Annotated in this window: 22 protein-coding genes; 15 read left to right on the forward strand and 7 right to left on the reverse strand. The window is 62.5% G+C overall.

Translation table 11 applies throughout. From position 1 onward, the window contains the following. Positions 1-2,382 (forward strand): DNA polymerase II, encoded by a 2,382-nt coding sequence (locus tag REH34_RS29340; protein WP_311970197.1) that lies wholly within the window; start codon positions 1-3, stop codon positions 2,380-2,382. 49 nt (positions 2,383-2,431) lie between these two features. Next, positions 2,432-3,073, forward strand: coding sequence for a ribonuclease T2 (locus REH34_RS29345; RefSeq protein WP_311972185.1), 642 nt, complete (start codon positions 2,432-2,434; stop codon positions 3,071-3,073). 101 nt (positions 3,074-3,174) lie between these two features. Here REH34_RS29345 and REH34_RS29350 read toward each other — a convergent pair whose 3' ends face one another. Next, a complete protein-coding gene (locus REH34_RS29350) occupies positions 3,175-4,329 on the reverse strand; it encodes a murein transglycosylase A (RefSeq protein ID WP_409373203.1) in 1,155 nt (384 codons plus the stop codon). A 270-nt stretch (positions 4,330-4,599) separates the two neighbouring features. Between REH34_RS29350 and REH34_RS29355 the strand changes: the two genes are divergently transcribed. The 3 genes from REH34_RS29355 to pcsA all read left to right on the forward strand — a co-directional run bounded on the left by REH34_RS29355 (position 4,600) and on the right by pcsA (position 7,365). Beyond that, positions 4,600-5,814: an MFS transporter gene (locus REH34_RS29355; protein ID WP_311970198.1), complete on the forward strand. Its 1,215-nt coding sequence runs from the start codon at positions 4,600-4,602 to the stop codon at positions 5,812-5,814. A gap of 169 nt (positions 5,815-5,983) precedes the next feature. Beyond that, positions 5,984-6,463 (forward strand): WbuC family cupin fold metalloprotein, encoded by a 480-nt coding sequence (locus REH34_RS29360; RefSeq protein ID WP_226502577.1) that lies wholly within the window; start codon positions 5,984-5,986, stop codon positions 6,461-6,463. A gap of 182 nt (positions 6,464-6,645) precedes the next feature. Further along, complete coding sequence (pcsA, locus tag REH34_RS29365; RefSeq protein WP_226502578.1) at positions 6,646-7,365, forward strand: phosphatidylcholine synthase; 720 nt, start codon at positions 6,646-6,648, stop codon at positions 7,363-7,365. Between the two features lie 21 nt (positions 7,366-7,386). Here the strand turns inward: pcsA and REH34_RS29370 are convergent, their stop codons facing one another. The 3 genes from REH34_RS29370 to REH34_RS29380 all read right to left on the reverse strand — a co-directional run bounded on the left by REH34_RS29370 (position 7,387) and on the right by REH34_RS29380 (position 9,614). Beyond that, on the reverse strand, positions 7,387-8,118 hold the full coding sequence (locus tag REH34_RS29370) for a response regulator transcription factor (protein WP_226502579.1): 732 nt from the start codon (positions 8,116-8,118) through the stop codon (positions 7,387-7,389). After that, positions 8,118-9,365 carry a GAF domain-containing sensor histidine kinase gene (locus REH34_RS29375; RefSeq protein WP_311970199.1) on the reverse strand — a complete coding sequence of 416 codons (1,248 nt, stop codon included), beginning with the start codon at positions 9,363-9,365 and terminating at the stop codon, positions 8,118-8,120. The genes REH34_RS29370 and REH34_RS29375 overlap by 1 nt, the downstream gene beginning before the upstream one ends. 99 nt (positions 9,366-9,464) lie before the next feature. Beyond that, a complete protein-coding gene (locus REH34_RS29380; RefSeq protein ID WP_311970200.1) occupies positions 9,465-9,614 on the reverse strand; it encodes a hypothetical protein in 150 nt (49 codons plus the stop codon). Positions 9,615-9,653: 39 nt separating this feature from the next. Here REH34_RS29380 and REH34_RS29385 point away from each other — a divergent pair, with 39 nt between their 5' ends. From REH34_RS29385 to araD1, 6 genes are all read left to right on the forward strand, one after another. Further along, complete coding sequence (locus REH34_RS29385) at positions 9,654-10,676, forward strand: substrate-binding domain-containing protein (RefSeq protein ID WP_226502582.1); 1,023 nt, start codon at positions 9,654-9,656, stop codon at positions 10,674-10,676. A 14-nt stretch (positions 10,677-10,690) separates the two neighbouring features. Continuing rightward, positions 10,691-12,142, forward strand: a complete 1,452-nt coding sequence (locus REH34_RS29390; RefSeq protein WP_226502583.1) for an ATP-binding cassette domain-containing protein — start codon at positions 10,691-10,693, stop codon at positions 12,140-12,142. Next, the gene (locus REH34_RS29395) at positions 12,139-13,164 is read left to right on the forward strand and encodes an ABC transporter permease (RefSeq protein ID WP_226502584.1); all 1,026 of its coding nucleotides are present in this window, start codon (positions 12,139-12,141) and stop codon (positions 13,162-13,164) included. The genes REH34_RS29390 and REH34_RS29395 overlap by 4 nt, the downstream gene beginning before the upstream one ends. Next, entirely contained in the window at positions 13,161-14,120 is a 960-nt protein-coding gene (locus REH34_RS29400) for an ABC transporter permease (RefSeq protein WP_226502585.1), read from the forward strand. The genes REH34_RS29395 and REH34_RS29400 overlap by 4 nt, the downstream gene beginning before the upstream one ends. Positions 14,121-14,148: 28 nt before the next feature. After that, positions 14,149-15,060, forward strand: a complete 912-nt coding sequence (locus REH34_RS29405; RefSeq protein WP_226502586.1) for an SMP-30/gluconolactonase/LRE family protein — start codon at positions 14,149-14,151, stop codon at positions 15,058-15,060. Positions 15,061-15,230: 170 nt separating this feature from the next. After that, positions 15,231-16,229 (forward strand): AraD1 family protein, encoded by a 999-nt coding sequence (araD1, locus tag REH34_RS29410; protein ID WP_311970201.1) that lies wholly within the window; start codon positions 15,231-15,233, stop codon positions 16,227-16,229. Positions 16,230-16,313: 84 nt separating this feature from the next. Here araD1 and REH34_RS30445 read toward each other — a convergent pair whose 3' ends face one another. Continuing rightward, positions 16,314-16,439 (reverse strand): ribbon-helix-helix domain-containing protein, encoded by a 126-nt coding sequence (locus REH34_RS30445; RefSeq protein WP_409373204.1) that lies wholly within the window; start codon positions 16,437-16,439, stop codon positions 16,314-16,316. A 157-nt stretch (positions 16,440-16,596) separates the two neighbouring features. On the opposite strand from REH34_RS30445, the gene REH34_RS29420 reads away from it, so the two are divergent. The 3 genes from REH34_RS29420 to REH34_RS29430 all read left to right on the forward strand — a co-directional run bounded on the left by REH34_RS29420 (position 16,597) and on the right by REH34_RS29430 (position 18,778). Next, positions 16,597-16,950, forward strand: coding sequence for a c-type cytochrome (locus REH34_RS29420; RefSeq protein WP_311970202.1), 354 nt, complete (start codon positions 16,597-16,599; stop codon positions 16,948-16,950). Positions 16,951-17,068: 118 nt separating this feature from the next. Further along, positions 17,069-17,854, forward strand: coding sequence for a sulfite exporter TauE/SafE family protein (locus tag REH34_RS29425; RefSeq protein ID WP_226502589.1), 786 nt, complete (start codon positions 17,069-17,071; stop codon positions 17,852-17,854). Between the two features lie 279 nt (positions 17,855-18,133). Then, positions 18,134-18,778 (forward strand): TIGR04211 family SH3 domain-containing protein, encoded by a 645-nt coding sequence (locus REH34_RS29430; protein WP_226502590.1) that lies wholly within the window; start codon positions 18,134-18,136, stop codon positions 18,776-18,778. A gap of 41 nt (positions 18,779-18,819) precedes the next feature. Here the strand turns inward: REH34_RS29430 and REH34_RS29435 are convergent, their stop codons facing one another. Next, the gene (locus tag REH34_RS29435) at positions 18,820-19,896 is read right to left on the reverse strand and encodes an alkene reductase (RefSeq protein WP_226502591.1); all 1,077 of its coding nucleotides are present in this window, start codon (positions 19,894-19,896) and stop codon (positions 18,820-18,822) included. Between the two features lie 248 nt (positions 19,897-20,144). On the opposite strand from REH34_RS29435, the gene REH34_RS29440 reads away from it, so the two are divergent. Continuing rightward, the gene (locus tag REH34_RS29440; RefSeq protein ID WP_311970203.1) at positions 20,145-22,091 is read left to right on the forward strand and encodes an EAL domain-containing protein; all 1,947 of its coding nucleotides are present in this window, start codon (positions 20,145-20,147) and stop codon (positions 22,089-22,091) included. A gap of 6 nt (positions 22,092-22,097) precedes the next feature. On the opposite strand, the gene REH34_RS29445 is transcribed toward REH34_RS29440, so the two are convergent. Further along, on the reverse strand, positions 22,098-23,135 hold the full coding sequence (locus REH34_RS29445; protein WP_311970204.1) for a GlxA family transcriptional regulator: 1,038 nt from the start codon (positions 23,133-23,135) through the stop codon (positions 22,098-22,100). Between the last annotated feature and the right edge of the window lie 25 nt (positions 23,136-23,160).

A 23,160-nucleotide genomic window follows, 5' to 3' on the forward strand; every position in this document is an offset into this window, starting at 1 on the left:
GTGGCTGAGGTAACCGGGGTAACGCAAACTGGGCAAGGTTTCATCCTCACCCGGCATTGGCACGACAGCCCTCAGGGCACGTGGGTAGAGTTCTGGCTGGCGACTGACCAGGGCCCGCGGCACGTGCGGCTGGCGCCGCAACCCTCGGTGGCATTCTTCCCTGAGGCCCAGCGCGACCAGGTGCAAGCATTGCTGAGCAACGAGGCGGGCGCCGACATTCGCCCGCTGCAGCTGCGCGACTTTCAGCATCGTCCGGTGCTCGGCCTGTATTGCCAGCAGCATCGACAGCTGATGGCGTTGGAAACCCTGCTGCGGCGCCATTCGGTCGATGTCTATGAGGCCGACATCCGCCCGCCGGAGCGCTTCTTGATGGAGCGCTTCATCACCGCACCGGTCAGCTTCAGCGGCCAGCCGGATGCCCAAGGGGTGTTGACCAGCGCCCAGCTCAAACCCAGTGCCGATTACCGTCCCAAGCTGCGCCTGGTGTCGCTGGATATCGAAACCACCGAGCAGGGCGAGCTGTACTGTATTGGCCTGGAGGGCTGCGGCCAACGCCAGGTGTATATGCTCGGGCCAGCTAACGGCGATGCCACGCGGGTGGATTTCGACCTCCAATACTGCGCCACCCGCGTGCAACTGCTCGAAGCCCTCAACGCCTGGATGGCGCGCCACGACCCCGATGCGATCATCGGCTGGAACCTGGTGCAGTTCGACCTGCGCGTGCTGCATCAGCATGCTCGGCAACTGGCGGTACCGCTGCGTCTGGGGCGCGGCGGCGAAGAGATGCAGTGGCGCGAGCACGGCAGTCAGCAGCATTACTTCGCCTCGGCGGCCGGGCGCTTGATCATCGACGGCATCGAGGGTTTGCGCTCGGCGTTCTGGAGCTTCAGCTCGTTCAGCCTCGAGAACGTCGCTCAGACCCTGCTCGGCGAAGGCAAGGACATCGACAATCCGTACCAGCGCATGGCCTCGATCAACCGCATGTTCGCCGAAGACAAACCGGCGCTGGCCCGCTACAACCTCAAGGACTGCGAGCTGGTGACGCGGATATTCGCCAAAACCCAGCTGCTGACCTTCCTGCTCGAGCGCGCCACAGTCACCGGCTTGCCCGCAGACCGTAGCGGCGGCTCGGTGGCGGCTTTTGGCCACCTGTACATCCCCTTGATGCATCGCCAGGGGTTCGTTGCGCCCAACCTGGGGGATATACCCGCCCAGGCCAGCCCAGGCGGGTTCGTCATGGAGTCGCGGCCAGGGCTTTATGAATCGGTGCTGGTGCTGGATTACAAAAGCCTTTATCCCTCGATCATTCGCACCTTTTTGATCGATCCGGTCGGCCTGATCGAAGGTTTGCGCCAAGCGCCTGAAGAGCATCCGGTGCCCGGCTTTCGCGGCGCGAAATTCTCCCGTGAGCGCCATTGCCTGCCGGCGATCATCGAAAGCGTCTGGCGGGGCCGCGAGGTCGCCAAGCGCGAGGGCAACGCGCCGTTGTCCCAAGCGTTGAAGATCATCATGAATTCCTTCTATGGCGTGTTGGGCTCCAGCGGCTGCCGCTTCTTCGATACGCGCCTGGCATCGTCCATCACCCTGCGCGGCCACGAGATCATGCAGCGCACCCGGCAACTGATCGAGGCCCAGGGCTACAGCGTGATCTATGGCGATACCGATTCTACGTTCGTGTGGCTCAAGGGCGCTCACGACGAAGCCCAGGCATCAGCGATCGGGCAGAGGCTGGTGACCCAGGTCAATCAGTGGTGGCGTGAGCATCTGCAGGCTGATTACGGCCTGGCCAGTGCGCTTGAACTGCAGTTCGAAACCCATTACCAGCGCTTCCTGATGCCGACCATCCGCGGCGCCGAAGAGGGCAGCAAGAAACGTTACGCCGGTATGGTCACGCAGGCCGATGGCAGCACGCGGATGGTCTACAAAGGCCTCGAGACAGTACGCAGCGACTGGTCGCCCCTGGCCCGGGAATTCCAGCAGGCGCTGTATGAGCGGATCTTCTTACGCCAGGAATACCGCCAGTTCGTGCGCGATTACGTGCAGCGCACCCAGGACGGCGAGTTCGACGAATTATTGATCTACCGCAAACGCGTCCGCCGCCCGCTTGACCAGTATCAGGTCAATGTCCCGCCGCCGGTGCGCGCTGCGCGGCTCGCCGATCAATACAATGCCCTGCACGGCCGCCCGCTGCAGTACCAACGCGGCGGCTGGATCAGTTACGTGATCACCGTGGCCGGGCCCGAGCCATTGGAGACCCGAGCCTCGGCGATCGATTACGAGCATTACCTGAGCAAACAATTGCAGCCGGTGGCCGATGCCATCCTGCCGTTTGTGGGTGATGACTTCGCTACTTTGATTGGCGGGCAGATGGGCTTGTTCTAAAGTGCACGACTCTTGCCCCTATGGATGATGCCGCTTGAACAACAAACTGATGCCTTGGCTGCTGCTCGCGGTCGTACTGGCCACCGCTCCTTTGGCGCAAGCCCGCAATGACCGGCGCTCTGATGATTCGGTCGCGGGGGTGTTTGACTACTACCTGTTGGCCCTGAGTTGGTCGCCGACCTTTTGTCTGACCCATGCCGATAACGAGCAATGCACGGGCAAGGGCTACGGATTCGTCTTGCACGGGCTGTGGCCGCAGTATGATCGCGGCGGCTGGCCGCAATTCTGTAAAGGGGCAGCGCCGCTGACCGCAGCGGAACGTGCCCAGGGAAGCAGCTTGTACGTCAGCGGCCAATTGCTGAGCCACGAGTGGAAGAAGCACGGCACCTGCACAGGCCTGGGCGGCGCTGGCTATTTCAGTCAGGCTGACAAGGCGTTGGCAGTGGTCAAGATCCCGCCTGCGCTGCAACCGTCGACGGCCTCCCGGAGCCTGGAACCCAAAGCGATCGTCGATCTGTTTCAACGCGCGAACCCCGGGCTGCCGAGCAACGCCATTGCGGTGCGTTGCAATGGCCCGGAACTGGCCGAGGTGTGGGTGTGCCTGACCAAGGACTTGACGTTCAAGGCTTGCGACAACGGCGTGCGCAGCCAGTGTCGCAGTGGTGAGGTGCGGATCCCCGCAGTGCGCTGACGGTTACCGGTTTCTGCAGCGAGGGGCTTACCCCCGTTGGCCTGACCCCGTTATGCGCCTGACGTACCGAATCAGGGGCAAGCCCCCTCGCTGCAGGGTATTCAAGGCTGCACTGGCGGTAACGCCATGCCCTTGGGCCACAGCAGCCAGATCTGCCCCTGCTGCTTCATGTTGCCCGCCAGTTCGCCGGCCTGGTCGCCGGTGCCCCAGAACAGATCCGCACGCACTTCGCCGGCAATGGCGCCACCGGTATCCTGCGCGGCCACCGGTCGGACCACCGCCGTACCGTCCGGGCGGGTAGTGTTAAGCCACAGCAGGCTGCCCAAGGGAATCACCTTGCGGTCGATGGCCACGCTGTAGCCGGTGGTCAGCGGCACGTTCAACGAGCCGCGCGGACCTTCGTTGCTGTCCGGGCGAGTAGTGAAGAACACATAACTGGGGTTGCTCGCGAGCATTTCCGGCAGGCGCTGCGGGTTGGCCAGCGCCCAGTCGCGGATCTTGCCCATGCTCACTTCTTCTTTTTTCAGCTGCCCTTGCTCCACCAGCCAGCGGCCGACCGGTTTGTAGGGGTAACCATTCTGGTCGGCATAGGCGATACGTACCTGGCGGCCGTTGTCGAGGCGAATCCTGCCCGAGCCTTGAATCTGCAGGAACTGCAGGTCGATCTGATTGCTCAGCCAGGCCAGCACAGGCGCATTGGCGCCCTTGCCCTGAATGGTCGCGGCATCGTCATAGGGCTTGAGTACCCGACCTTCAAGGCGCCCGCGCAAGCGCTTGCCCTTGAGCTCGGGGTAGATGCTGTCCAGGTTGACGATGATCAGGTCGTCGGGCACACCATATACGGGCACTGTATCGCGCTCGGTGCGTTGCAGGCTGCCGGGGTACACGGGTTCGTAGTAACCGGTGATCAGGCCCTTGTCATTGCCGCCCGAGCGCAGGCTGTAGGCTTGCAGGTTCTGCTGCAGGAAGGCGCGCACCGCCGGCGCGTTGGCCTGTACCTGGCTGGCGGCGCTGCACGTAGCACCCCAGACCGGGTCCTTGGCCAGGCGCGTGCAGGCCGAGGACCAGGCCGAAAAGCCGGCCAGCAGGTCAGCGTCGCTGACGGCGGGCAGTGCGGACCAGTCGACGCTGACATAGGTTGGGGGTTTGGGCGCTGGGGCGGTGGGCGCAGGATTTTTTTCGCAGCTGGCCAGCAGCAGGAGCAAGGGCAGGGAGCACAGACGCAAAGCGCGCCACGAAAAACGGAGATCAGGCACGCGAAGCAACCTTGGCTGATGAATTGAAGCCCGCTAGCTTGGGCAAAGCGGGGCGGTGAGTCAAATGACGGTGCCACCTGTGAGCGCTGGCTTGCGCGTTCGGCGGCGAAAGGGGCGAAAATCAGGCGTGGTTGCCGGCGTCTTCGTGGGTAGCGGGCTCCTCGCAAGGTCGATCACATTCCTAAACGGAATGCACGATATAAAAAACATGAATTTTATTTATCGCACAGGGCCCGGTAGCGTAGCGCCATTCCCGTCAAGGAGCAGGTCATGAGCACTGAAGCCGACAACCCCGCCGAGCGCCATTGGCAGCGCAATCTCACTGTCTGCGTGTTCGGTGCGTTCACCACCATCGTCGCGATGACCCTGCTGCTGCCATTCCTGCCGCTGTATGTCGAGCACCTGGGCGTGACTGATCCTGCCGCCGTGGTGCAGTGGTCGGGTATCGCCTTTGGTGCCACCTTCCTGTCGGCGGCATTGACCGCGCCGCTCTGGGGCCGCCTGGGCGATCGCTATGGGCGCAAGCTGATGCTGATTCGTGCAAGCCTGGGCATGGCCATCGCCATGTCGCTGATCGGCCTGGCAGAGAACATCTGGCAGCTGGTGCTGTTGCGTTTACTGGCCGGCCTGCTCGGGGGATACGCCTCGGGGGCCACCATCCTGGTCGCCACGCAAACGCCCAAGGGCCGCTCCGGGTGGGCGCTGGGGGTGTTGTCTTCAGGCATCATGGCGGGCAGCCTGGCCGGTCCGCTGATTGGCGGGCTGCTGCCGCCCTTGATGGGCATTCGTAATACCTTTTTCCTGGCAGGCGGGGTGATCTTCATCACCTTCCTGGCCACCTTGTTGCTGCTCAAGGAAGTGCCCCGGCCGCCACGCACCGCCGGCCAGCAGCAGGCCGACAAGGTTTCGGTTTGGCGGCAGTTGAACAACCCCAGGCCGGTGGTGACGATGTTCGTGATCGCCGGGGTGCTGATGTTCTCGACCATGTCGATCGAGCCGATCATCACTGTCTACCTGATGGAGTTGCACGCCGATCATCTGACCCTCATGGCCGGGCTGGTGATGTCGGCGACGGCGCTGGGCAGCATCTTGTCGGCGTCGCGCCTGGGCAAGGTCGCCGATCGCATAGGGCACTGGCGGATCGTGACGCTTTGCCTGGCGGCAGCGGCAGCGCTGTTGATTCCCCAGGCACTGGTCACCCAGCCGTGGCAACTGGTAGTGCTGCGGTTCCTGATGGGCCTGGCACTCGGCGGGCTGCTGCCGTGCATCGCCAGCATCATTCGCCATAACGTGCCGCAGGGTATCGCCGGACGCATGCTGGGCTACTCCACTTCCAGTCAGTACATCGGCCAGGTCCTGGGGCCTGTGGCCGGCGGTTTCGTCGGCGGCCATCTGGGAATGCGCTGGGTATTCCTCGCGACCTTCGTACTGATGGCCGGGTGTGCGCTGGTCACCCTTACGCAACGACCGAGCACCTCTTCGTAGCGAGGGGGCCTGCTCGCGACAAACGCCGCATGCACCGCACCCACCTGACACACCGAATCGCCGCCAGACCCACAGCCTCCTCGCCGCAGGGGATAGCGAGCCCGTGGCAATGACGGCTACGTGTTCATTGGGCATAATGCGGGGTATATCCCCTATGGTGTTATCTCCGATGAAGCAGATTACCCGCGTCGAGCTGGTCGACCTCGCAGCACAGGCCGCCCAAGCCCCGCGCCTGCGCGCCAACCGCAATCTGCATCCCGAGTTGCAGGACCCGGTCCAGCGCCTGGCGATTGCCATGGAGCCCGGCACCTATGTGCGCGTGCACCGTCACCCGCACACCTTCGAGTTGCTCACGCCATTGAACGGGCGTTTCGTGGTGCTGAATTTCGATGACCAAGGGCAAGTGACCGCCCGTACTATCCTCGGGGAAGACAGCGCCGTGCTGGAAACCCCGGCCAATACCTGGCACGCCGTGCTGTCGCTGGATGTCAGCGGTGTTATCTTCGAGGTCAAGCAGGGGGCCTACCAACCGGTGGCCGCCGAGGATTTCTGGCCAGGTACGCCGGCAGAAGGCGAAGTAGGTACGGAACAGGTCATGGCCTGGTACGAGGTCGCACAGGTCGGCGACAGCCTGGCGTTTCTGAACTGACAAGCGGTAGCGCCCGGCGAGCTTTTGTGAGCAAACGTCCGGCGCCAAGCGACTGTTGCACTTACACTTACGGCAATTGGGCGGGGTAGGTCCCTGAACCTTCTGCCGTTCGGTTCGGTCGATAGCTGCGGCGCTGATGATTAAGCGCCTGGCACGGCCCGTTTATTCTTGGAGAGCCTTTTGTGATAACACTCAGATCCACAGCCAGACTCAAGGCCTGGGGTGCCCACGGTTTTACCGCCACCGGGGTGGTGCTGGCCTTTATGGCGACCATCGCGCTATTCGAAGGTCACCCCAAGACCTGCCTGCTCTGGCTGGGCGTGGCGCTGGTGGTCGACGGCCTGGATGGCGCGCTGGCGCGCAAGGTGAATGTGCAGACGGTGCTCGCGCATTTCGACGGCTCGACACTGGACCTGGTCATCGACTACCTGACCTACGTGTTCATCCCTGCGCTGTTCATCTACTTCTATATCCCGCTGCCGCAATACACCTTGCTGCTGTGCGTGTCGATCATCCTGGTGTCGTCGCTGTTCTGCTTTTGCAACGTCAACATGAAGAGCAAGGACAACTACTTCGTCGGCTTCCCCGCGGCCTGGAACGTCGTCGCGCTGTGCATGTACATCCTCGACTCGTCAGCCTGGGTCAATGTGGTGACCATCATCGGCCTGGGCCTGCTGACCCTGACCCGGATGAAGTTTCTGCACCCGTTTCGCGTGCGCAAGTTCATGCCGATCAACATCGCGGTGACCGCCATCTGGCTGCTGTGCAGCCTGTCGATGGTGGTCAACCAGCCCAATAACGGCACACTGATCCTGGTGGTCTGGTCGCTGATGTCGGCGTACTTTCTGCTGGTGTGCTTCTGGCGCACGGCGCTGGAATGGGTGGGCCGGGTACGTAACTGAACCGGCTCCAGGTGCAGGGCTTCAGAGGTTGCGCGGATCGCGCAACCACTCCTGCAACTCGGCCTCGGCCTGTTCCATGGCGGTGCGGTTGAGCACCTTGCGCAGCATCGCCACATTCACGGCTCGCGAGCGCAGATTGAATGCTGCGCTACGTTCCCCCCTGATGTCGGGCTGATACACCCCTAGCTTTTCGTACAGCTGCTGCAGGCGATTCTGCACACTGCGCAGCGACAGGTTGCGGCGCCCGGCGATGGCTCGATCGGTCAGGCCCAGGGCGATATCCTGCAACACCTCATATTCCGAATCGTTCAGGCCCTGGAGATGATCCTGGGCCTTTTGCTGCACGCCGCGTATCTCCCGATCGATCACGCATTGCTGTTCGATGAACAGGCTGCGCAAGGCCAGGCGCAGGCGTTCCTCGGAGGCGGTCTTGAGGATATAGCCGTACGCGGCGCCCTCCGGCACGATGCGCGAGATGCCCCGCACGTAGGCCTCATCAGCGTAGTTGGACCAAAACAGGATCGAAGTGTCCGGCCGCTCACGCCAGATGGTCTTGGCGGCCTCGACGCCGGTATGTCGGGGCATCTGCAGGTCCATGACCACTGCGGCCACCTGATGTTCATGGGCCAGGCGCTCGCCGACCCGGCCATCTTCGGCTTCCCACAGGTGGGAGCACTCCGGCATCGCCCCTTCGATGATTTCCTTGAGAAACGCCCGGTGCACCGGATCGTCTTCTACCAGCAAAATGTCCATCAGGCATGCTCCCTCAATTGGCTGACAGGCAGCGGCAGGCTCACGCACACCTGGGTCCCCCGGTTGCCTGGGCCCTTGTCGATCTGTACCTGCGCGCCCAGCAATTGCGCGCGGGTCTGCATGTTCTTGATGCCGCCGGTGTCCATGCGGTTGTTGCCATCCAGGCCCTGGCCGTCATCGACGATGGTCAACTGCAGGTGTTCGGCGACGCGGCTGATCTGCACGGTGATGGACGCGGGGGAGGCGTGCTTGATGGCGTTGTTGACGGCTTCCTGGACGATACGGAACAGCGCGATCTGTTGCGCTTCACTGAGCTGCCCGGCCACGCCGTCGCTGTGATCGAACAGGTGGGTATCGATGTTCAGGCCGCTGTTGCGCACGCTACGCAGCAGCAGGTCTTCGAGCCCTTCGGCAAAGCCGAACAGGTGCAGCACGGTGGGTTTGACGGCGTCGATGATGCGCCGCAGCTCCTGCATGCTCTCCTGCAACGCGGTGCTGACCGGCTGCAAGGCGTCGGCCGAGACCGGCGCCTGCAACTGCAAGCGCGCAATGCGCCGGTGCAGGCGGGTCATGTCGGCAAGCGTTTGATCGTGCAGGTCCATGCCGATGCGCTGGCGTTCGCTTTCGAGTTCTTCGGTCAAACGCAACGCGCCCAGGCGCAAACCTTCCTCGCGGGCACGAGTCTGCGCCTGGGCGATTTCCAGGTGTTTGGCCTGGTCCGCCTGGCGCAGCGCATACAGGTACGACGCCAGTAGGTCAGCGACGTGCTGGGTGTGGTCGACATCGGCCTGGGTATAGAAATTGGCGCTGTGAGTGGAGCAGCTCAACGCGCCGATGATCTCGCCACGGGCACGCAACGGCACGTGCAGGCGGCTGCGCAGTTGCGCATCGAAGATCGGCTGGGCGAATGCTCCAGGGAAGTGAAAACGTGAATCGAGCATCGCGTCGTCACTGAGAATGAACGCTACCTGGCCCAGCAGCAGTGCGCGAATCGGACTCTCTACGATCGGCAGGGGGTGATCGACGAAGTGGCTCCAGGCGGTTTGCACCCCGGTTTCATAGGCATGCAAATGGTTTTCGCCGTCGAGCAGCAGGCTCACGTCGATATGGTCGTGGGGGAGAATGAAGCGAATCTCGTCGGACACCGCGTTGACCATCGATTGCAGGTCTAGCTGCCCGGCCAGAGCGCGGGAAATGCCGAGGAAATGCTGTAGGACGTGTTCCGCCGAAATCAGGGGTCTTTGCACGGTGCTTCCCAGGTTTGTTTTTGTAGTGGGAATACGGGTTGCGGCCATCATAACGCTTCGTACGGCTCATCGTCGTTGGGCAGTCGTACTGCATTTACCTTAAGCGCCAGGCACAGTGAAAAACTGCACATCCCCGCCTTTGACCTGCGGGAACCCGCAACCGATCTGCGCCAATGCCCACAGACGCACCGGTATTAGCGGTGCAGACTGGCCCTGCAGCTGCACCAGGCCCCAGGTCAGTGCCTGCACTCATTCACGATGCCCCACAACAATAACAAGGGTCACGACATGAAACTCGACACGCTCCGTTGCGCGCTGCTGTCCAGCGCTCTGGTAATGGCCCCGCTGATGCTGGCCCAGGCTGCCACCGCCGACAAGACCATCGCCCTGTCCAACAACTATGCCGGCAACGCCTGGCGCCAGAACATGCTCAACAGCTGGCAGCAGACCACCGATCAGGCGGTCAAGACCGGCATCATCGCTTCGGCCGACTCGTTCACCACCGGCGAAAACCAGGCCACCGAACAAGCCGCGCAGATCCAGAACCTCATCCTGCAAGGCTACAACGCTATCGTCATCGACGCGGCATCGCCCACGGCACTCAACGGCGCGGTCAAGCAGGCCTGCGACGCTGGCATTATCGTCGTGTCGTTCGATGGCGTGGTCACCGAGCCCTGCGCCTACCGCATCTCGATGGACTTCAAGCAAAGCGGCATCGACCAGATGGACTACCTCGCCAGTCGCTACCCCAATGGCGCCAATGTGCTGGAAGTGCGCGGCCTGGCCGGGGTTTCGGTGGACGAGCTGATCCACTCCGGCATCGTGGCCGGCGCCGCCAAGCATCCAAACTTGAAAATAGTCGCTGCAGTCAACGGCAACTGGTCGCAGACTGCGGCGCAAAAGGCCGTTGCCGGCGTGTTGCCGAGCCTGCCGAAGATCGATGCAGTAGTCACCCAGGGCGATGATGGCTACGGCACCGCGCAGGCCTTTACCGCCGCTGGCCGGCCGACGCCGACCATCGTCTTCGGCAACCGCGAAGAAGAACTCTCCTGGTGGAAAAAACAAAAGGACCTAAACGGCTACCAGAGCTTCTCCATCTCCAGTGCGCCCAGCATCTCAAGCCTGGCGTTCTGGGTCGCCCAGCAGTTGCTCGATGGCAAGCAGCTGCCGCATGACCTGGTATCGCCAGCGGTGAGCGTCACTCAGGACACTCTCGAACAACAGCTCAAGGGCCTCGCCAAGGGCGATCTGGTGAGCCAGGTCTATAGCGTCGATGACGTCGCCAAGCTGCAAGCACCCGCCACTCATTGAGCCTGGAGGCTGCCATGTCTACAGCGCAACGCGTGACCTTCGCGGGTATCGGCAAGTCCTTTGGCGCGGTGCGGGCCTTGGATGGCGTCGACCTCAGCGTGCAGGCCGGGGAATGCCTGGGCCTGATCGGCCATAACGGCGCCGGTAAATCGACTTTGATGCAGGTGCTCGCCGGCACGCTGGCCGCAGATTGCGGCAGCCTGCTGATCGAGGGCCGTGACCGCCGCGACGACTATAGCGTGCAGATCGCCCGGCAATGCGCGATCCGCTGCGTGTTCCAGGAGTTGTCACTGTGTCCCAACCTGAGCGTCGCCGAGAACACTCGCTTGATGTGCCCGGCGATTCGCGGCTTCGGCTGGCGGCGTCACGCCCGCAAGCTGATCGAGGCAAGCCTTGACGAGATCTTTCCCCATCACGGCATCAGCGCCGACGACATCGTCGCCGACCTGGCGATTGGCAAACGGCAGATGGTCGAAATTGCCCGCGCGTTTGTGTGCGTCGACGAACGCCTGGATGTGGTGATCCTCGATGAACCGACCTCATCGCTGGACTCGCGGGTCTCGGCGCAGTTGTTGGCCTTTGTTCGGCGGTTTGTGGGGCAGGGCGGCAGCATCGTGCTGATCAGCCATATCCTCGGCGAGATGCTCGGCACCTGTGACCGTATTGCAGTGATGCGCGATGGCAAGGTGGTCGATACCCGCGCCGCTACGTCCTTCACCCATGCGACCTTGGTCGAGTCGATGGGCAGCGCCGCCAGCCACGCCAAGGCACAGGCCGAGGCCTACAGCAGCAAACGCTTGCAGGGCGCGGCGCTGCTCGAGCAGCGCCCGGCCGCTCAGCTCGATGGCGGTTGCGTGCGCGCCTGGCGCGGCGAAATCATCGGCCTGGCCGGGCTCGCCGGGCATGGCCAGAGTCAACTGCTGACGCAGATCCTGCGCCGCCGCATCGCCAGCGGTGAAGGCGCTGCGCTGGTGGCAGGCGATCGGCAGAACGATGGCGTATTCGCGCTCTGGTCGATCGCGCAGAACCTCGATCTCAGCGCCCTCAAGCAGCTCAAACGCGGTGGCCTGATCGATCCCCGGGCGTGCGCTACGCTGGCGGGCCAGTGGCAGCAGCGCATGGCGATCCGTACGCCGGACATGAACGCGCCAATCCTCTCGCTGTCCGGTGGCAATCAACAAAAGGCGCTGTTCGCCCGAGCCTTGGCGACCACCGCGCCAGTGATCCTGATGGATGACCCCATGCGCGGCGTGGATGTCGGCACCAAGCGTGAGGTGTATTCGATCATCCTCGAAGAAGCGGCCCGCGGGCGCACCTTCGTCTGGTACACCACCGAGCTCGAAGAGCTGGACTACTGCGACCATATCTATGTCTTTCGCGACGGCCAGGCGGTGCTCGACCTGCCCCGTGACGAACTGAGCGAGGAGCGGATCCTGCGTGGCTCCTTCGCCGAGGAGGTGGCATGAACATGCCGACGCGTATCGAGGGGGCAGTGGTGGCTGACGAGAGTGGATCAGGGGCAAGCCCCCTCGCTACACGCACCAGGGTGTCGCCGGTCAATCGGGCGCGCTGGCTGCGCAGCGCCTTGCCGGCGTTGTCATTGGTGGTGCTGCTGGGCACCATTTTTATCCTGCAGCCGCGGGCCATGAGCTATATGGGCATGAACCTGATGCTCAATCTGGCAGTGCCGATCGCCCTGGCGACCATCGCGCAGATGCTGATCATCACCGTCAACGATCTCGACCTGTCGCTGGGCAGCTATATCAGCTTCGTTGCCTGCGTGGCCGCGACCCTGCTCAACGATCACCCCATCCTCGGGGTGCTGGCGTTGTTGGGCTGCGTGCTGGTCTATGCGCTGCTGGGTGCCTTGATTCATGCCCGGCGCCTGCCGTCGATCGTGGTGACTCTGGGCATGTCGTTCATCTGGACCGGCGCCGCCGTACTGTTGCTGCCGGCCCCTGGCGGCACAGCGCCGCAATGGTTGCAGGCACTGGTGCGGATCAAGCCGCCACTGCTGCCATTCGCCATCATCGTGTGCATTGCCCTGGCGCTGCTGGTGCATCTGTTTCTGATGCGTTCGACCCTGGGTGTGGTGCTACGCGGCGCGGGCGGCAACCCGCTGGCGATCGCCAAGGCCGGTTGGTCGCTGTTGCGCATCAAGGTCACCTTGTATGCCATGGCCGGCGGCTTTGGCGTGTTGTCCGGCTTGTTTCTGGTCGGGCTGACCACCTCGGCCGACGCCAGCGTGGCGCTGCGCTACACCTTGTTGTCGATCGCCGGGGTGATCCTTGGCGGCGGCGAATTCGTCGGTGGACGGGTGTCGCCGATCGGCGCGGTACTGGGGGCCTTGACCTTGGTGCTGGCGGGCTCGCTGTTGTCGTTTATCCGGATCTCACCGGATTGGCAGATCGGTGCCCAGGGCGCGATTCTGATTCTGGTGCTGGCCCTGCGGGCTGCCGTCAACCGTATGGAGGCACGTCAGCCATGAAGGACATCCCCATCATCAAACGTGTACTCGACAAGCCTTGGCTGTGGTCGTTTCTGGCAGCGCTGCTGATCTGGGCGGCGACGCTGGTGTTCAACCGTGGCGCAGGCAGCGGCGCGTTGCTGTCCGGCGCGTTGGGGTTCTCGGCGTTTTTCGTGATCGTCGGCATCGGCCAGATGTTCGTGATCAGTACCGGCCCCGGCAATATCGACCTGTCGATCCCCGCCAACGTGGCATTGAGCGGCGCGGTGGCGATGAAGCTGATGGACAGCCACAACGAACTGATCTGGCTGGGTGTGCTCGGCGTGCTCGCCACCGGCGTGCTGGTCGGGTGCGGTAACTACGCGCTGATCAGGCTGCTGCGTATCCCTCCGATCATTGCCACTTTGTCGGCCAGTTTCCTTCTGCAATCACTGGCAATCGCCTACGGGCGCAGTGTGCGGATCCAGCCACCGGACGACTTCTACGCCTTCGCCACCGGCAAGCTGCTCGGGGTGCCTTACGTTGCCCTGGCGGTGATGCTCCTGGCGGTGCTGATGGGTGTGGTACTGACGCGCACCCTGTATGGCCGCTGGGTCCTCGCTATCGGCCAGAACCCGCGTGCGGCGGAACTGGCCGGGGTGCGGGTGGGGCGGGTGCGGTTCGCTACCTATGTGCTGAGTGCCTTGTTCGCCAGCCTCTGCGGCTTGCTGCTGGCCGGGTTCTCTGGCGGCGCCTCGCTGAGCATGGGCGATGAATACCTGTTGGCATCCATCGCCGTAGTGGTGATCGGCGGTACCTCGGTAGCTGGCGGCTTCGCCAACGTCCCGGGCATCTGGGGCGCAGCGCTGTTCCTGTACCTGCTGGTGAGCATGCTCAACAGTTTCGGAGCCAGTGCCGGGGTCCGCTTGATCCTGACCGGCGTGATCATCATCGCCGTCATCACGGCCATGAGCGGCCGCCAAACGGCCCGCGCCTGAATAGTCTATTTTTACGAGGATCGCCGCAGTGTCCGACGAACTTTATGAGCACCTTGACCCGCGCTTTCGCGCACTGACCATCCCCAACACCCAGCTCGAGCGCCTGTACGACAAATGCCGCTGGGCCGAGGGCCCGGTGTGGTTCAACGACGGGGGGTACCTGTTGTGGAGCGATATCCCCAACGAACGCATCCTGCGCTGGATACCTGACCACGGGGTGTCGGTGTTCCGGGCCAACTCCAACTTCGCCAACGGCAACACGCGCGACCTGCAAGGGCGGCTCGTGACCTGCGAGCACGGCACCCGACGAGTGACCCGCACAGAAGCCGATGGCAGCATCACCGTGCTGGCCGACCAATTCCAGGGCAAGCGCCTCAATTCGCCTAACGACGTGGTGGTGCACCGCGATGGCGCAGTGTGGTTCACCGATCCCACCTACGGCATCCTCAGCGATTATGAGGGCTTCAAGGCGGAACCGGAGCAGGAGGGCAGTTTCGTCTACCGGATCGACCCGCTCAGTGGCGTAATCGCCTGCATGGCCAACGACTTCGTACAGCCCAACGGCCTGGCGTTCAGCCCCGATGGCCAAACCCTCTACGTCGCGGATTCGGCCCGGAGCCACGACCCGGATGCGCCCCATCATATTCGCGCACTGGAGGTGATCGATGGCACGCGCTTGGGTGCGTCGAGGGTGTTCGCGGTGATCGAGCCGGGTATCCCAGATGGGTTTCGTATCGACGTGCAGGGCAATCTCTGGACCAGCGCCGGGGACGGGATTCAGTGCTTCGCCCCGGACGGGACCTTGTTGGGCAAGATCCGCCTGCCCGAGAAGGTCGCCAACTTGACGTTTGGCGGGCCGCGGCGCAATCGGCTGTTCATTGCGGCGAATACGTCGCTGTACATGATCCATGTGGCCGTGACGGGGGCGCAGTTGCCGTGAGAGGCGTACTGCGGGGGCGCAAAACGGTGATGGGGTCGGCATGCCGATCTGACGGCGTGGGGGGATGACTGAAAGTTATCGCTCAGTAAGCGTTTGTCATTAGGCAAGAACGCATCGAGAGCGGCAAGCTGCGCGAATCAGGCTCGATAATCATAAAAAGGGAGTAGTCCATGCGTCTCGTACAGTTTGAAAATACCCAAGGGCAGCGCCAGGTGGGCATGGTGGAGGGCGAGCAGATCCATATCGTCCTCGATACCACTTCGACCCGTGAGCTGGCGCTTGCCGCCATTCGCAACAAGCACTCGTTACAGGAAGAAGTCATCGCGCGAGGGACCCAACCGAGCGACGAGCGCTATGCGCTGGCCCTGGAGCAAGGGCGCGTGCTGCCGCCCCTTGACCATCAGGACCCGGCTCATTGCCTGGTGACCGGTACCGGCTTGACCCACCTGGGCAGCGCCTCCACCCGTGACAAGATGCACCAGCAAAAGGCCGCCGATCCCGGCACCCTGACCGACTCGGCGCAGATGTTCCAATGGGGTATCGAGGGCGGCAAGCCACAACCCGGCAGCCCTGGCGCGCAACCGGAGTGGTTCTACAAGGGCGACGGCTCTTGCGTGGTACGCCCCGGTGCCGCGTTGCAGCAGCCACCTTTCGCCGAAGATGGAGGCGAAGAGCCGGAGCTCACAGGGCTCTATGTGATCGGCGATGATGGCCGTCCGTACCGAGTGGGTTTCGCCTTGGGCAACGAGTTTTCCGACCACGTGCTCGAGCGTCGCAGCTACCTTTACCTGGCGCACTCCAAGCTGCGCAACTGCTCCTATGGTCCGGAACTGCGCGTCGGCGCCTTGCCGAGCCACCTGGCAGGCATCAGTCGGATCCGCCGCGGTGGCGAAGTGATCTGGGAGAAGGAGTTCCTCAGCGGCGAGGACAACATGTGCCACAGCCTGGAGAACCTTGAATACCACCACTTCAAGTATCAGCAGTTCTTGCGCCCAGGGGACGTGCACGTGCATTTCTTCGGCACCGCGACCCTGTCCGTCGCCGACAATATCCGCACCCAGGCGGGCGATGAGTTCGAGATCAGCATCAGTGAATTCGGCGCGCCGCTGCGCAATACGGTGCAAGTGAGCCGCGAGGTGTTTCGTCCGGGTGATGTGCGTAGCCTTTGATCGAAATGCAGGCTGTGTAAAACCATGGAAGCCGCCGCGTTTACCGGACGCTGGCGGTTTTTGTGCGGGCGCCGATCTCGATGCTCAAACGGCCGCACCCGCGCGGGCTGCAGGGTGTTGATCATGGCGTCTGGTTCGACTGGCGAGGAACATGCGAAATGCTTGATCGGTGTCGGTAGAGCCGGCGACGTTCCAGCAGGTAGTATTCATGTTTTGTACTACTGTAGGTGTTCGTGTGTTTATGCACTGCGATCGATTCTTCGCGCAACGGCTCAATAGAGCTGTGGCTTCTGGTGGTATCGGGCCTCGGTTACGCTCGTGCAATACCTCGCGCTCCCGCTTACGGCAATTAGCCTGTGCCGTACTGATGCTCGTGAGCAGTAGCAACCATGCGCTGGCCGACGGCGATCCAAAGGCAGGCGAAGCCTTGTTCACCAGGACCTGCGGCGGCTGCCACAAGATTGGACGCTATGCACAGGCCGCCTTCGCACCGCAACTGAACGGTATCTTCGGCCGTGTGGCGGGTACCACCCGCGACTACGTGTACTCCAGCGCCATGAAAGCCTCGGGTATTACTTGGCAGCGTGACACCCTCATGGCATTCATCAAGGATCCCAGCGACGTGGTGCCTGGCACCAATATGCATTTCTGGGGAATCAGCGATGCGCAAAAGCTAGACGACTTGCTGGCCTGGCTGCAGGCAAACCAGAACGCAGAATAGTTCGGCGATTGCCGATCTGGAATAACAATAGATCACATCGATATATGGCGCTTATAAGAAAACTGGCTATGCTGCGCCAGTTTTTTCATAAGGCCGCGCGCGGCATCTAGGGCAGTTGATGGATTTCGGTAATATCGGTTTCGTAGTGGCAGGCTTGGTCGTCGGTTTCATCGTGGGCATGACCGGGGTAGGGGGCGGGTCCTTCATGACGCCGATCCTGCTGTGGTTCGGTATCAACCCGGCAACCGCGGTGGGCACCGACCTGTTGTACGCGGCCATCACCAAATCCGGCGGCGTGCTGGTGCACCGCAGGAACGACAATATCGACTGGACCGTCACCGGTTGGCTGACCCTGGGCAGCGTCCCGGCCGTGGCCCTGACGCTGTGGTACCTCAGCTCACTGCATACCGCCCCTGAGGCGATGAACGCCATCATCAAACAGGGCCTCGGGGTGGTGTTGCTGCTGACCGCGCTGGCCGTGCTGTTCAAGCAACAGCTGCTCGACTTCGCCCACCGCCGTGCCGGAGGCCGTTATCAGCCCAGTGGTGCGCGGCTCAATGCGATGACCGTGGTCACTGGCCTGGTACTGGGCACCATGGTCGCCCTGACGTCCATCGGTGCGGGCGCATTGGGGACCGTGGCGTTGTTCATTCTCTACCCATTTCTGCCGACCCGACGCTTGGTCGGTACCGAGATCGCCCACGCGGTACCGCTGACGCTGGTCGCCGGCCTGGGGCACGCCAGCATGGGCAATATGGATTGGGGCGTTTTAGGTTTTCTGTTGCTGGGTTCGCTGCCCGGGATCTATATCGGCAGTCAATTGACGGGCCGCGTGCCAGATAAAGTGCTACGCCCCTGCCTGGCGGTGATGCTGCTGTTGGTTGGCTACAAACTGACGTTCTGAAACGCGCCTCAAGCGTCAGCTGTCTGACGCGCCCATGCTCATATCCCTCCTTGACGGAACCTTGCGCCAATAAAACGGTCTTTGTGCTGGCAGCAATTTGGCTGCCCGACGCTGGCTGTCAGCCAGGTTCCAGGCGTTTTCCCTCGCAGTTAGCCACCGCGCGTGGCAGTCGTAGCGATATGCCCGTGCGTACTGGCGGCGCCTCGTCGATATTCAATCGTTATGGTCATCGGCCCGGTCATCGGGGCTTTTTTATCTATTTTTCAAGTGAATACCATTATGTCGCTGATCCGTCGTTCCGTTTTTCGCCGCTCGCCCTTGACCTGCCTGTTGGGCGGCCTGCTCGTCACCTTTGTCGCCAGCGAGGCCCACGGTGCCAGTAATGAGCGCTGGGTCAGCGACAACCTCAGCACCTACGTACGCAGCGGTCCCACCGATGGTTATCGAATTGTCGGCACAGTCAAGTCCGGGCAAAAACTGGAACTGATCAATACTCAAGGTGACTACAGCCAGGTCAAGGGCGAGTCGGGCGACACGGTATGGCTGCCCAGCAGCAATTTGCAGGACGTGCCTGGCCCGGTCGAACGCGTGCCGCAATTGACCCAGCAGGTGACCGAGCTGAGCACACAGCTCAAGACTATCGACGACAGTTGGAAGCAGCGCGTGCAAGGCATGCAGGAAACGCTGGACACACGCAAATCGTTGATCGACGAGCTGCAGGGGCGCAGCAAGGCACTCAACGATCAGTTGTCCGAAGCCCAATCGGATCTGCGCACCGCCCAAGCCAAACTGGGTGACGAGAACAAGCAAGTGATGATGAGCTACATGGTCTATGGCGGCAGCATCGCCGGCGCAGGCCTGCTCGCGGGATTGATCCTGCCGGCCTTGAGCCGTGGCCGCAAGCGCAAGGATCGTTGGTTCTAAGTGCCGTGAGGCCCCGTGTGGGAGGCCTCGAACCTGGCGAGTCAGTCGGCGAACGGATAGTCGACATAGCCCTCGGGGCCCTGGCTGTACCAGGTGGCCATGACATCCTCGTTCAGCGCCAGCCCCTTTGAGAGCCGATAGGGCAAGTCCGGATTGGCGAGGAATGGCCGGCCAAAGGTGATCGCGTCCGCCTCACCGGCATCCAGTGCCGCTTGTGCGCGCTCCAGGGTGTAATCGGAATTGAGGATCAAAGGCCGGCTGAACGCCTTGCGAATCACCGGATGCACAGGCGGGCGGTCGGCCTTGCCGAAGGTGCCGTCGAATCCAGGTTCGCGCAGCTCCAGGTAGGCAATGCCTATCTTGTCCAGGCCTGCCGCCGCTGCGCTGAACAGGGTATTGGGGTCGCTGTCGTTGACCCCCTGCGAGTCGCCATTGGGCGACAGCCGCACACCGGTGCGTTCGGCGCCGACGGTGTGCACCACACGTTCGGCGACCTCCAGCAGCAAGCGAATGCGGTTGTCCACCGAGCCGCCATATTGATCCTGACGAAAGTTGCTGTTGTCGCGCAGAAACTGATCGATCAGATAGCCATTGGCGGCATGAATCTGCACCCCGTCGAAACCCGCTGCCAGGGCGTTGGCCGCGGCCTTCTCATAATCGTCGAGCAGGCGCTTGATCTCGTCCAGGGTCAACGGCCGTGCCTGGGCGTAGGGCTGTTTGCCGTCGTAAGTGTGAGCGCTGCCCGGCGCAGTGGTCGCCGAGGCCGATACCGGCGTTGCTCCGCCGATAAAGCTCGGATGCACGATGCGGCCCATGTGCCACAGTTGCAGGTCGATACGACCGCCTGCTTCGTGCACCGAGTCGGTCACCGGCTTCCAGGCTTCGACCTGCTCGTCGCTCCAGATACCGGGCGCATAAGGCCAGCCCAGGCCTTGCTGGGAGATACCGGTGGCTTCGGTGATGATCAGCCCAGCGCTGGCACGCTGGGTGTAATACTCGATCATCAGGTCGCTGGGCACATGGGTACGGCTCGAGCGCCCGCGCGTCAGCGGGGCCATGAATACGCGATGTGGAGCGGTCAGGGCGCCGAGATTGAGCGGTTCGAAAAGGCTGGGCATAGAGGGATCCTGTCACGAAGGAGAAGACGGCCAGAAATTGCGGGCACTGGATGTGCGACAAGCGCCCAGGTCGGTGGTTCCTGGCATGGTTTGGATCACTGCGTACGCAATCACGCAATCGATCTGCCATTTATCGCCGAGCCTACAGAATCCGGGGCTTGCGCCGATAAACAAGCAAGCCTGACGCTAGCCGTCGACGTCAGCGTGGCCACTGCCAGACGCTGCTGGAAAACGAGATGCCCTCACCTATGAAGACAGAACTGGCCGCCAAATGGCGGACGCTGATGTCTGTGCCCCGCGACAATCCTAAATTGTTGCAGGCGCAGTACCGGGTGCTGTCCCGGCAAATCCCGATGATGTATTTCATCCTGCTGGTCAACAGTTGGGCCCTCGCCTGGACGCACTACAGTTATGCACCAGGCTGGCTGACACTGACCGTGCCGGTGGTCCTGACGCTGGTGTGTTCGGTGCGCAGTTGGGTCTGGCATCAGCGCCAAAGCCGCGCGATACCCGAGCCGCAAGTCATCTACGAGGCCCTGACCCGCACCACCCGCATGACCGGATTCATCTCCGCAGGATTCGCTGTGTGGGCGCTGTCGCTGTTCCGCTATGGGGGAGCGTACGAGCAGGCGCATGTCGCTTTCTACATGGGCATCACCGTCATCGGCTGTATCTTTTGCCTGATGCAGTTGCGCTCGGCGGCGTTGATTACGGCGGCGGTGGTCAATGTGGTGTTCGTCGGTTTTTTCGCCTCGACCCATATCACCACCTTTGTTGCCACCGCGGTGAACGTGGTGCTGGTGACAGGGGCCATGCTGGTAATCCTGCAGAACCACTACGGCGATTTCACGCGGCTGGTCAACGCCCAGGCCGAAACCGAAAAACTCAGTGACGAGAACCTGCGCCTGGCCAACCAGGACAGCCTGACCGGCTTGCCCAATCGCCGGCAGTTTTTCACCGCTCTGGATAAAGCCTTGGCGCAGGCGCAGCAGACGGGCCAGCGGCTGGCGGTGGGGATTCTGGATCTGGACGGCTTCAAGCCGGTCAACGATGTTTACGGCCATAGCGTGGGCGACCGCTTGCTGGTGCAGGTCGGCCAGCGTCTGACCGCATCGATGGATGCGACCATGCAGGTGGCACGGTTGGGCGGTGACGAGTTCGCCTTGATCTTTACCCATGTGCGCGATAATGAGCAGCTGCAGGCATTCGGCGACAGCATCTGCGCCGAGCTGAAAAAGCCCTTTACCCTGATCGACGTGCCGGTGCAGATCAGCGCCTCGCTGGGCATCGCCACTTACCCGGATCTGGCCTCCAGCGCCGCTAGCGTCTACGAATACGCCGACTATGCGCTGTACCAGAGCAAGCGCAATCATCCGGGCGTCCTGAGCTTGTTTTGTGCCGCGCACCACCAGCAATTGCAACGCGACACACTGACCGAACAGGCGCTGCGCCGGGCAAAGCTGGATTTTGAGTTCAGCGTGCTGTTCCAGCCCATCGTCGATCTGCACAGTGGCCGCACGGTAGCCTTCGAGGCACTTGCGCGCTGGGCCAGCCCGGACCTGGGCAGCGTGCCGCCCAGCCAGTTCATACCGATTGCCGAGCGCATCGGCTTTATCAATCGCCTGACCTTGCCGCTGTTGCGCAAGGCGCTGCGGGCAGCGGAACAGTGGCCGCCCGAGGTGCGCTTGTCGTTCAATCTGTCCGCCCATGATTGCGGCTCCCAGGAAAACGTCCAGCAAATCATCGATACCATTCTGGCGAGCCAATTCGATCCGGCGCAGCTGGATCTGGAAATCACCGAAACCGCGGTGATGCAGGATATCGTCCAGGTACAGCGGGCCATCGGGTTGTTCCGCCGGATGGGCTGCGGCGTATCGCTGGATGACTTCGGCACCGGCTACTCGAGCCTGAGCCAGCTGCACGCGCTGGCCCTGACCAAATTGAAGGTCGATCGCAGTTTCGTCACCGGCATCCATGAAAACCCCGCCAGCTACAAGATCGTCAAGTCACTGGTGGCCTTGAGTCAGGACATGGGCCTGGACTGCATTATCGAAGGTGTCGAGACCACCGACGAGATGAATGCGCTGCTGAGCCTGGGCTGCCGGACCGTGCAAGGTTATCTGTTCTCCAGGCCCATGCCGTTCGCGCAGACACTGGAGTGGCTGGAAAAGAACCAGAGCCCGCTGCCGTCATAAGCGCGGTCATGAAGCACTGCGCCCGGCTGTGCGCAGGCGCCCGGGGGCAATGTCGAAGAACTCGCGAAAGCGCCGCTGAAAATGCGACAGGCTGACAAAACCGGTAGCCACGGCGATATCGGCGATCGGCCGGTTGGATTGCTGGATCAGTTGCCGCGCCCGGGTCAGGCGCAATTCGAGGTAATAGCGGGTCGGGGTGGCCTTCATGAAACTGCAGAACTGGCGCTCCAGATGACGCTTGGAAAGCTGCACGCAGCGAGCGATTTCGTCGACGCTCAAGGGCTCGTCGATATTGTTGTGCATCAGCTCCAAAGCGGACTTCAAGGGTTGTGGCAGCGTCGGGTCAGAGTCGATGGCCATGACGGAGATGTCTTGCACATCGGCGCTCTGATCACAGGCCAGAATCTCTTCCACGGCGCTGATCAGGTGTCCGGCGCCTTGGCGGCGCATGACCTCCAGCATCATGCGCAGTGAACTGTTGGCGCCCGCGCAACTGATCCGCTGGCGATCGATGACGAAGCTTCGCGAACTCAGTCGCACGTCGGGATAATCCTCCGCCATCATCGCTCGGCCTTCGGGATGGAAGGCGCATTCGTAACCGTCCAGCAAGTGCGCCTGGGCCAGGAACCACGCACCGTTCCACAGGCCGCCAAGCATCGCCCCCTTGGCCGCGGCGGCGCGCAATTTGCTGCGCAGTACCGCGTGCTCGCGCAGGGCCACGCGAAAGCCGCCGCACAGAATGATCAGGTCCCAGGACTTTTCTTCAAGGGCGTTCAGCGCGTGGTCGGCCGAGATGACGATGCCCAGATCGCTGGTCACCTGGGTGGCGGTCAGCCCGAACGAGCAGACCTCGTATAGCGGTTCAGGATTGAGCAGGTTGGCGGTGACCAGGGCATCGACGGCACCGGTGAACGCCATCATGGAGAAGTGTTCGAACAGCACCAGTGCGACCCGTTGGCGGTTGCCGCCGGATGATGCCAGGCCGCGCTTGGCCTGGTGCGCCATGTTCTTGTTGGCCAGTACGCTTTCGAAAGCGGATTGCATGGGGGTCCTTGGTCGAGCGCGGATT

The organism is Pseudomonas baltica, from assembly GCF_031880315.1.
Classification (GTDB): Bacteria; Pseudomonadota; Gammaproteobacteria; order Pseudomonadales; family Pseudomonadaceae; genus Aquipseudomonas.

Excerpts from the sequence above, each read along its gene's own strand:
- REH34_RS29360 (WP_226502577.1), top strand. The coding sequence starts at position 5,984 with ATGAAGCAGATTACCCGCGTCGAGCTGGTCGACCTCGCAGCACAGGCC.
- araD1 (WP_311970201.1), top strand. The coding sequence starts at position 15,231 with ATGCGTCTCGTACAGTTTGAAAATACCCAAGGGCAGCGCCAGGTGGGC.
- REH34_RS29355 (WP_311970198.1), top strand. The coding sequence starts at position 4,600 with ATGAGCACTGAAGCCGACAACCCCGCCGAGCGCCATTGGCAGCGCAAT.
- REH34_RS29395 (WP_226502584.1), top strand. The coding sequence starts at position 12,139 with ATGAACATGCCGACGCGTATCGAGGGGGCAGTGGTGGCTGACGAGAGT.
- REH34_RS29385 (WP_226502582.1), top strand. The coding sequence starts at position 9,654 with ATGAAACTCGACACGCTCCGTTGCGCGCTGCTGTCCAGCGCTCTGGTA.
- REH34_RS29420 (WP_311970202.1), top strand. The coding sequence starts at position 16,597 with ATGCTCGTGAGCAGTAGCAACCATGCGCTGGCCGACGGCGATCCAAAG.
- REH34_RS29400 (WP_226502585.1), top strand. The coding sequence starts at position 13,161 with ATGAAGGACATCCCCATCATCAAACGTGTACTCGACAAGCCTTGGCTG.
- REH34_RS29445 (WP_311970204.1), bottom strand. The coding sequence starts at position 23,135 with ATGCAATCCGCTTTCGAAAGCGTACTGGCCAACAAGAACATGGCGCAC.
- REH34_RS29440 (WP_311970203.1), top strand. The coding sequence starts at position 20,145 with ATGAAGACAGAACTGGCCGCCAAATGGCGGACGCTGATGTCTGTGCCC.
- REH34_RS29430 (WP_226502590.1), top strand. The coding sequence starts at position 18,134 with ATGTCGCTGATCCGTCGTTCCGTTTTTCGCCGCTCGCCCTTGACCTGC.
- REH34_RS29370 (WP_226502579.1), bottom strand. The coding sequence starts at position 8,118 with ATGGACATTTTGCTGGTAGAAGACGATCCGGTGCACCGGGCGTTTCTC.
- REH34_RS29435 (WP_226502591.1), bottom strand. The coding sequence starts at position 19,896 with ATGCCCAGCCTTTTCGAACCGCTCAATCTCGGCGCCCTGACCGCTCCA.
- REH34_RS30445 (WP_409373204.1), bottom strand. The coding sequence starts at position 16,439 with ATGAATACTACCTGCTGGAACGTCGCCGGCTCTACCGACACCGATCAA.
- REH34_RS29390 (WP_226502583.1), top strand. The coding sequence starts at position 10,691 with ATGTCTACAGCGCAACGCGTGACCTTCGCGGGTATCGGCAAGTCCTTT.
- REH34_RS29425 (WP_226502589.1), top strand. The coding sequence starts at position 17,069 with ATGGATTTCGGTAATATCGGTTTCGTAGTGGCAGGCTTGGTCGTCGGT.
- REH34_RS29345 (WP_311972185.1), top strand. The coding sequence starts at position 2,432 with ATGCCTTGGCTGCTGCTCGCGGTCGTACTGGCCACCGCTCCTTTGGCG.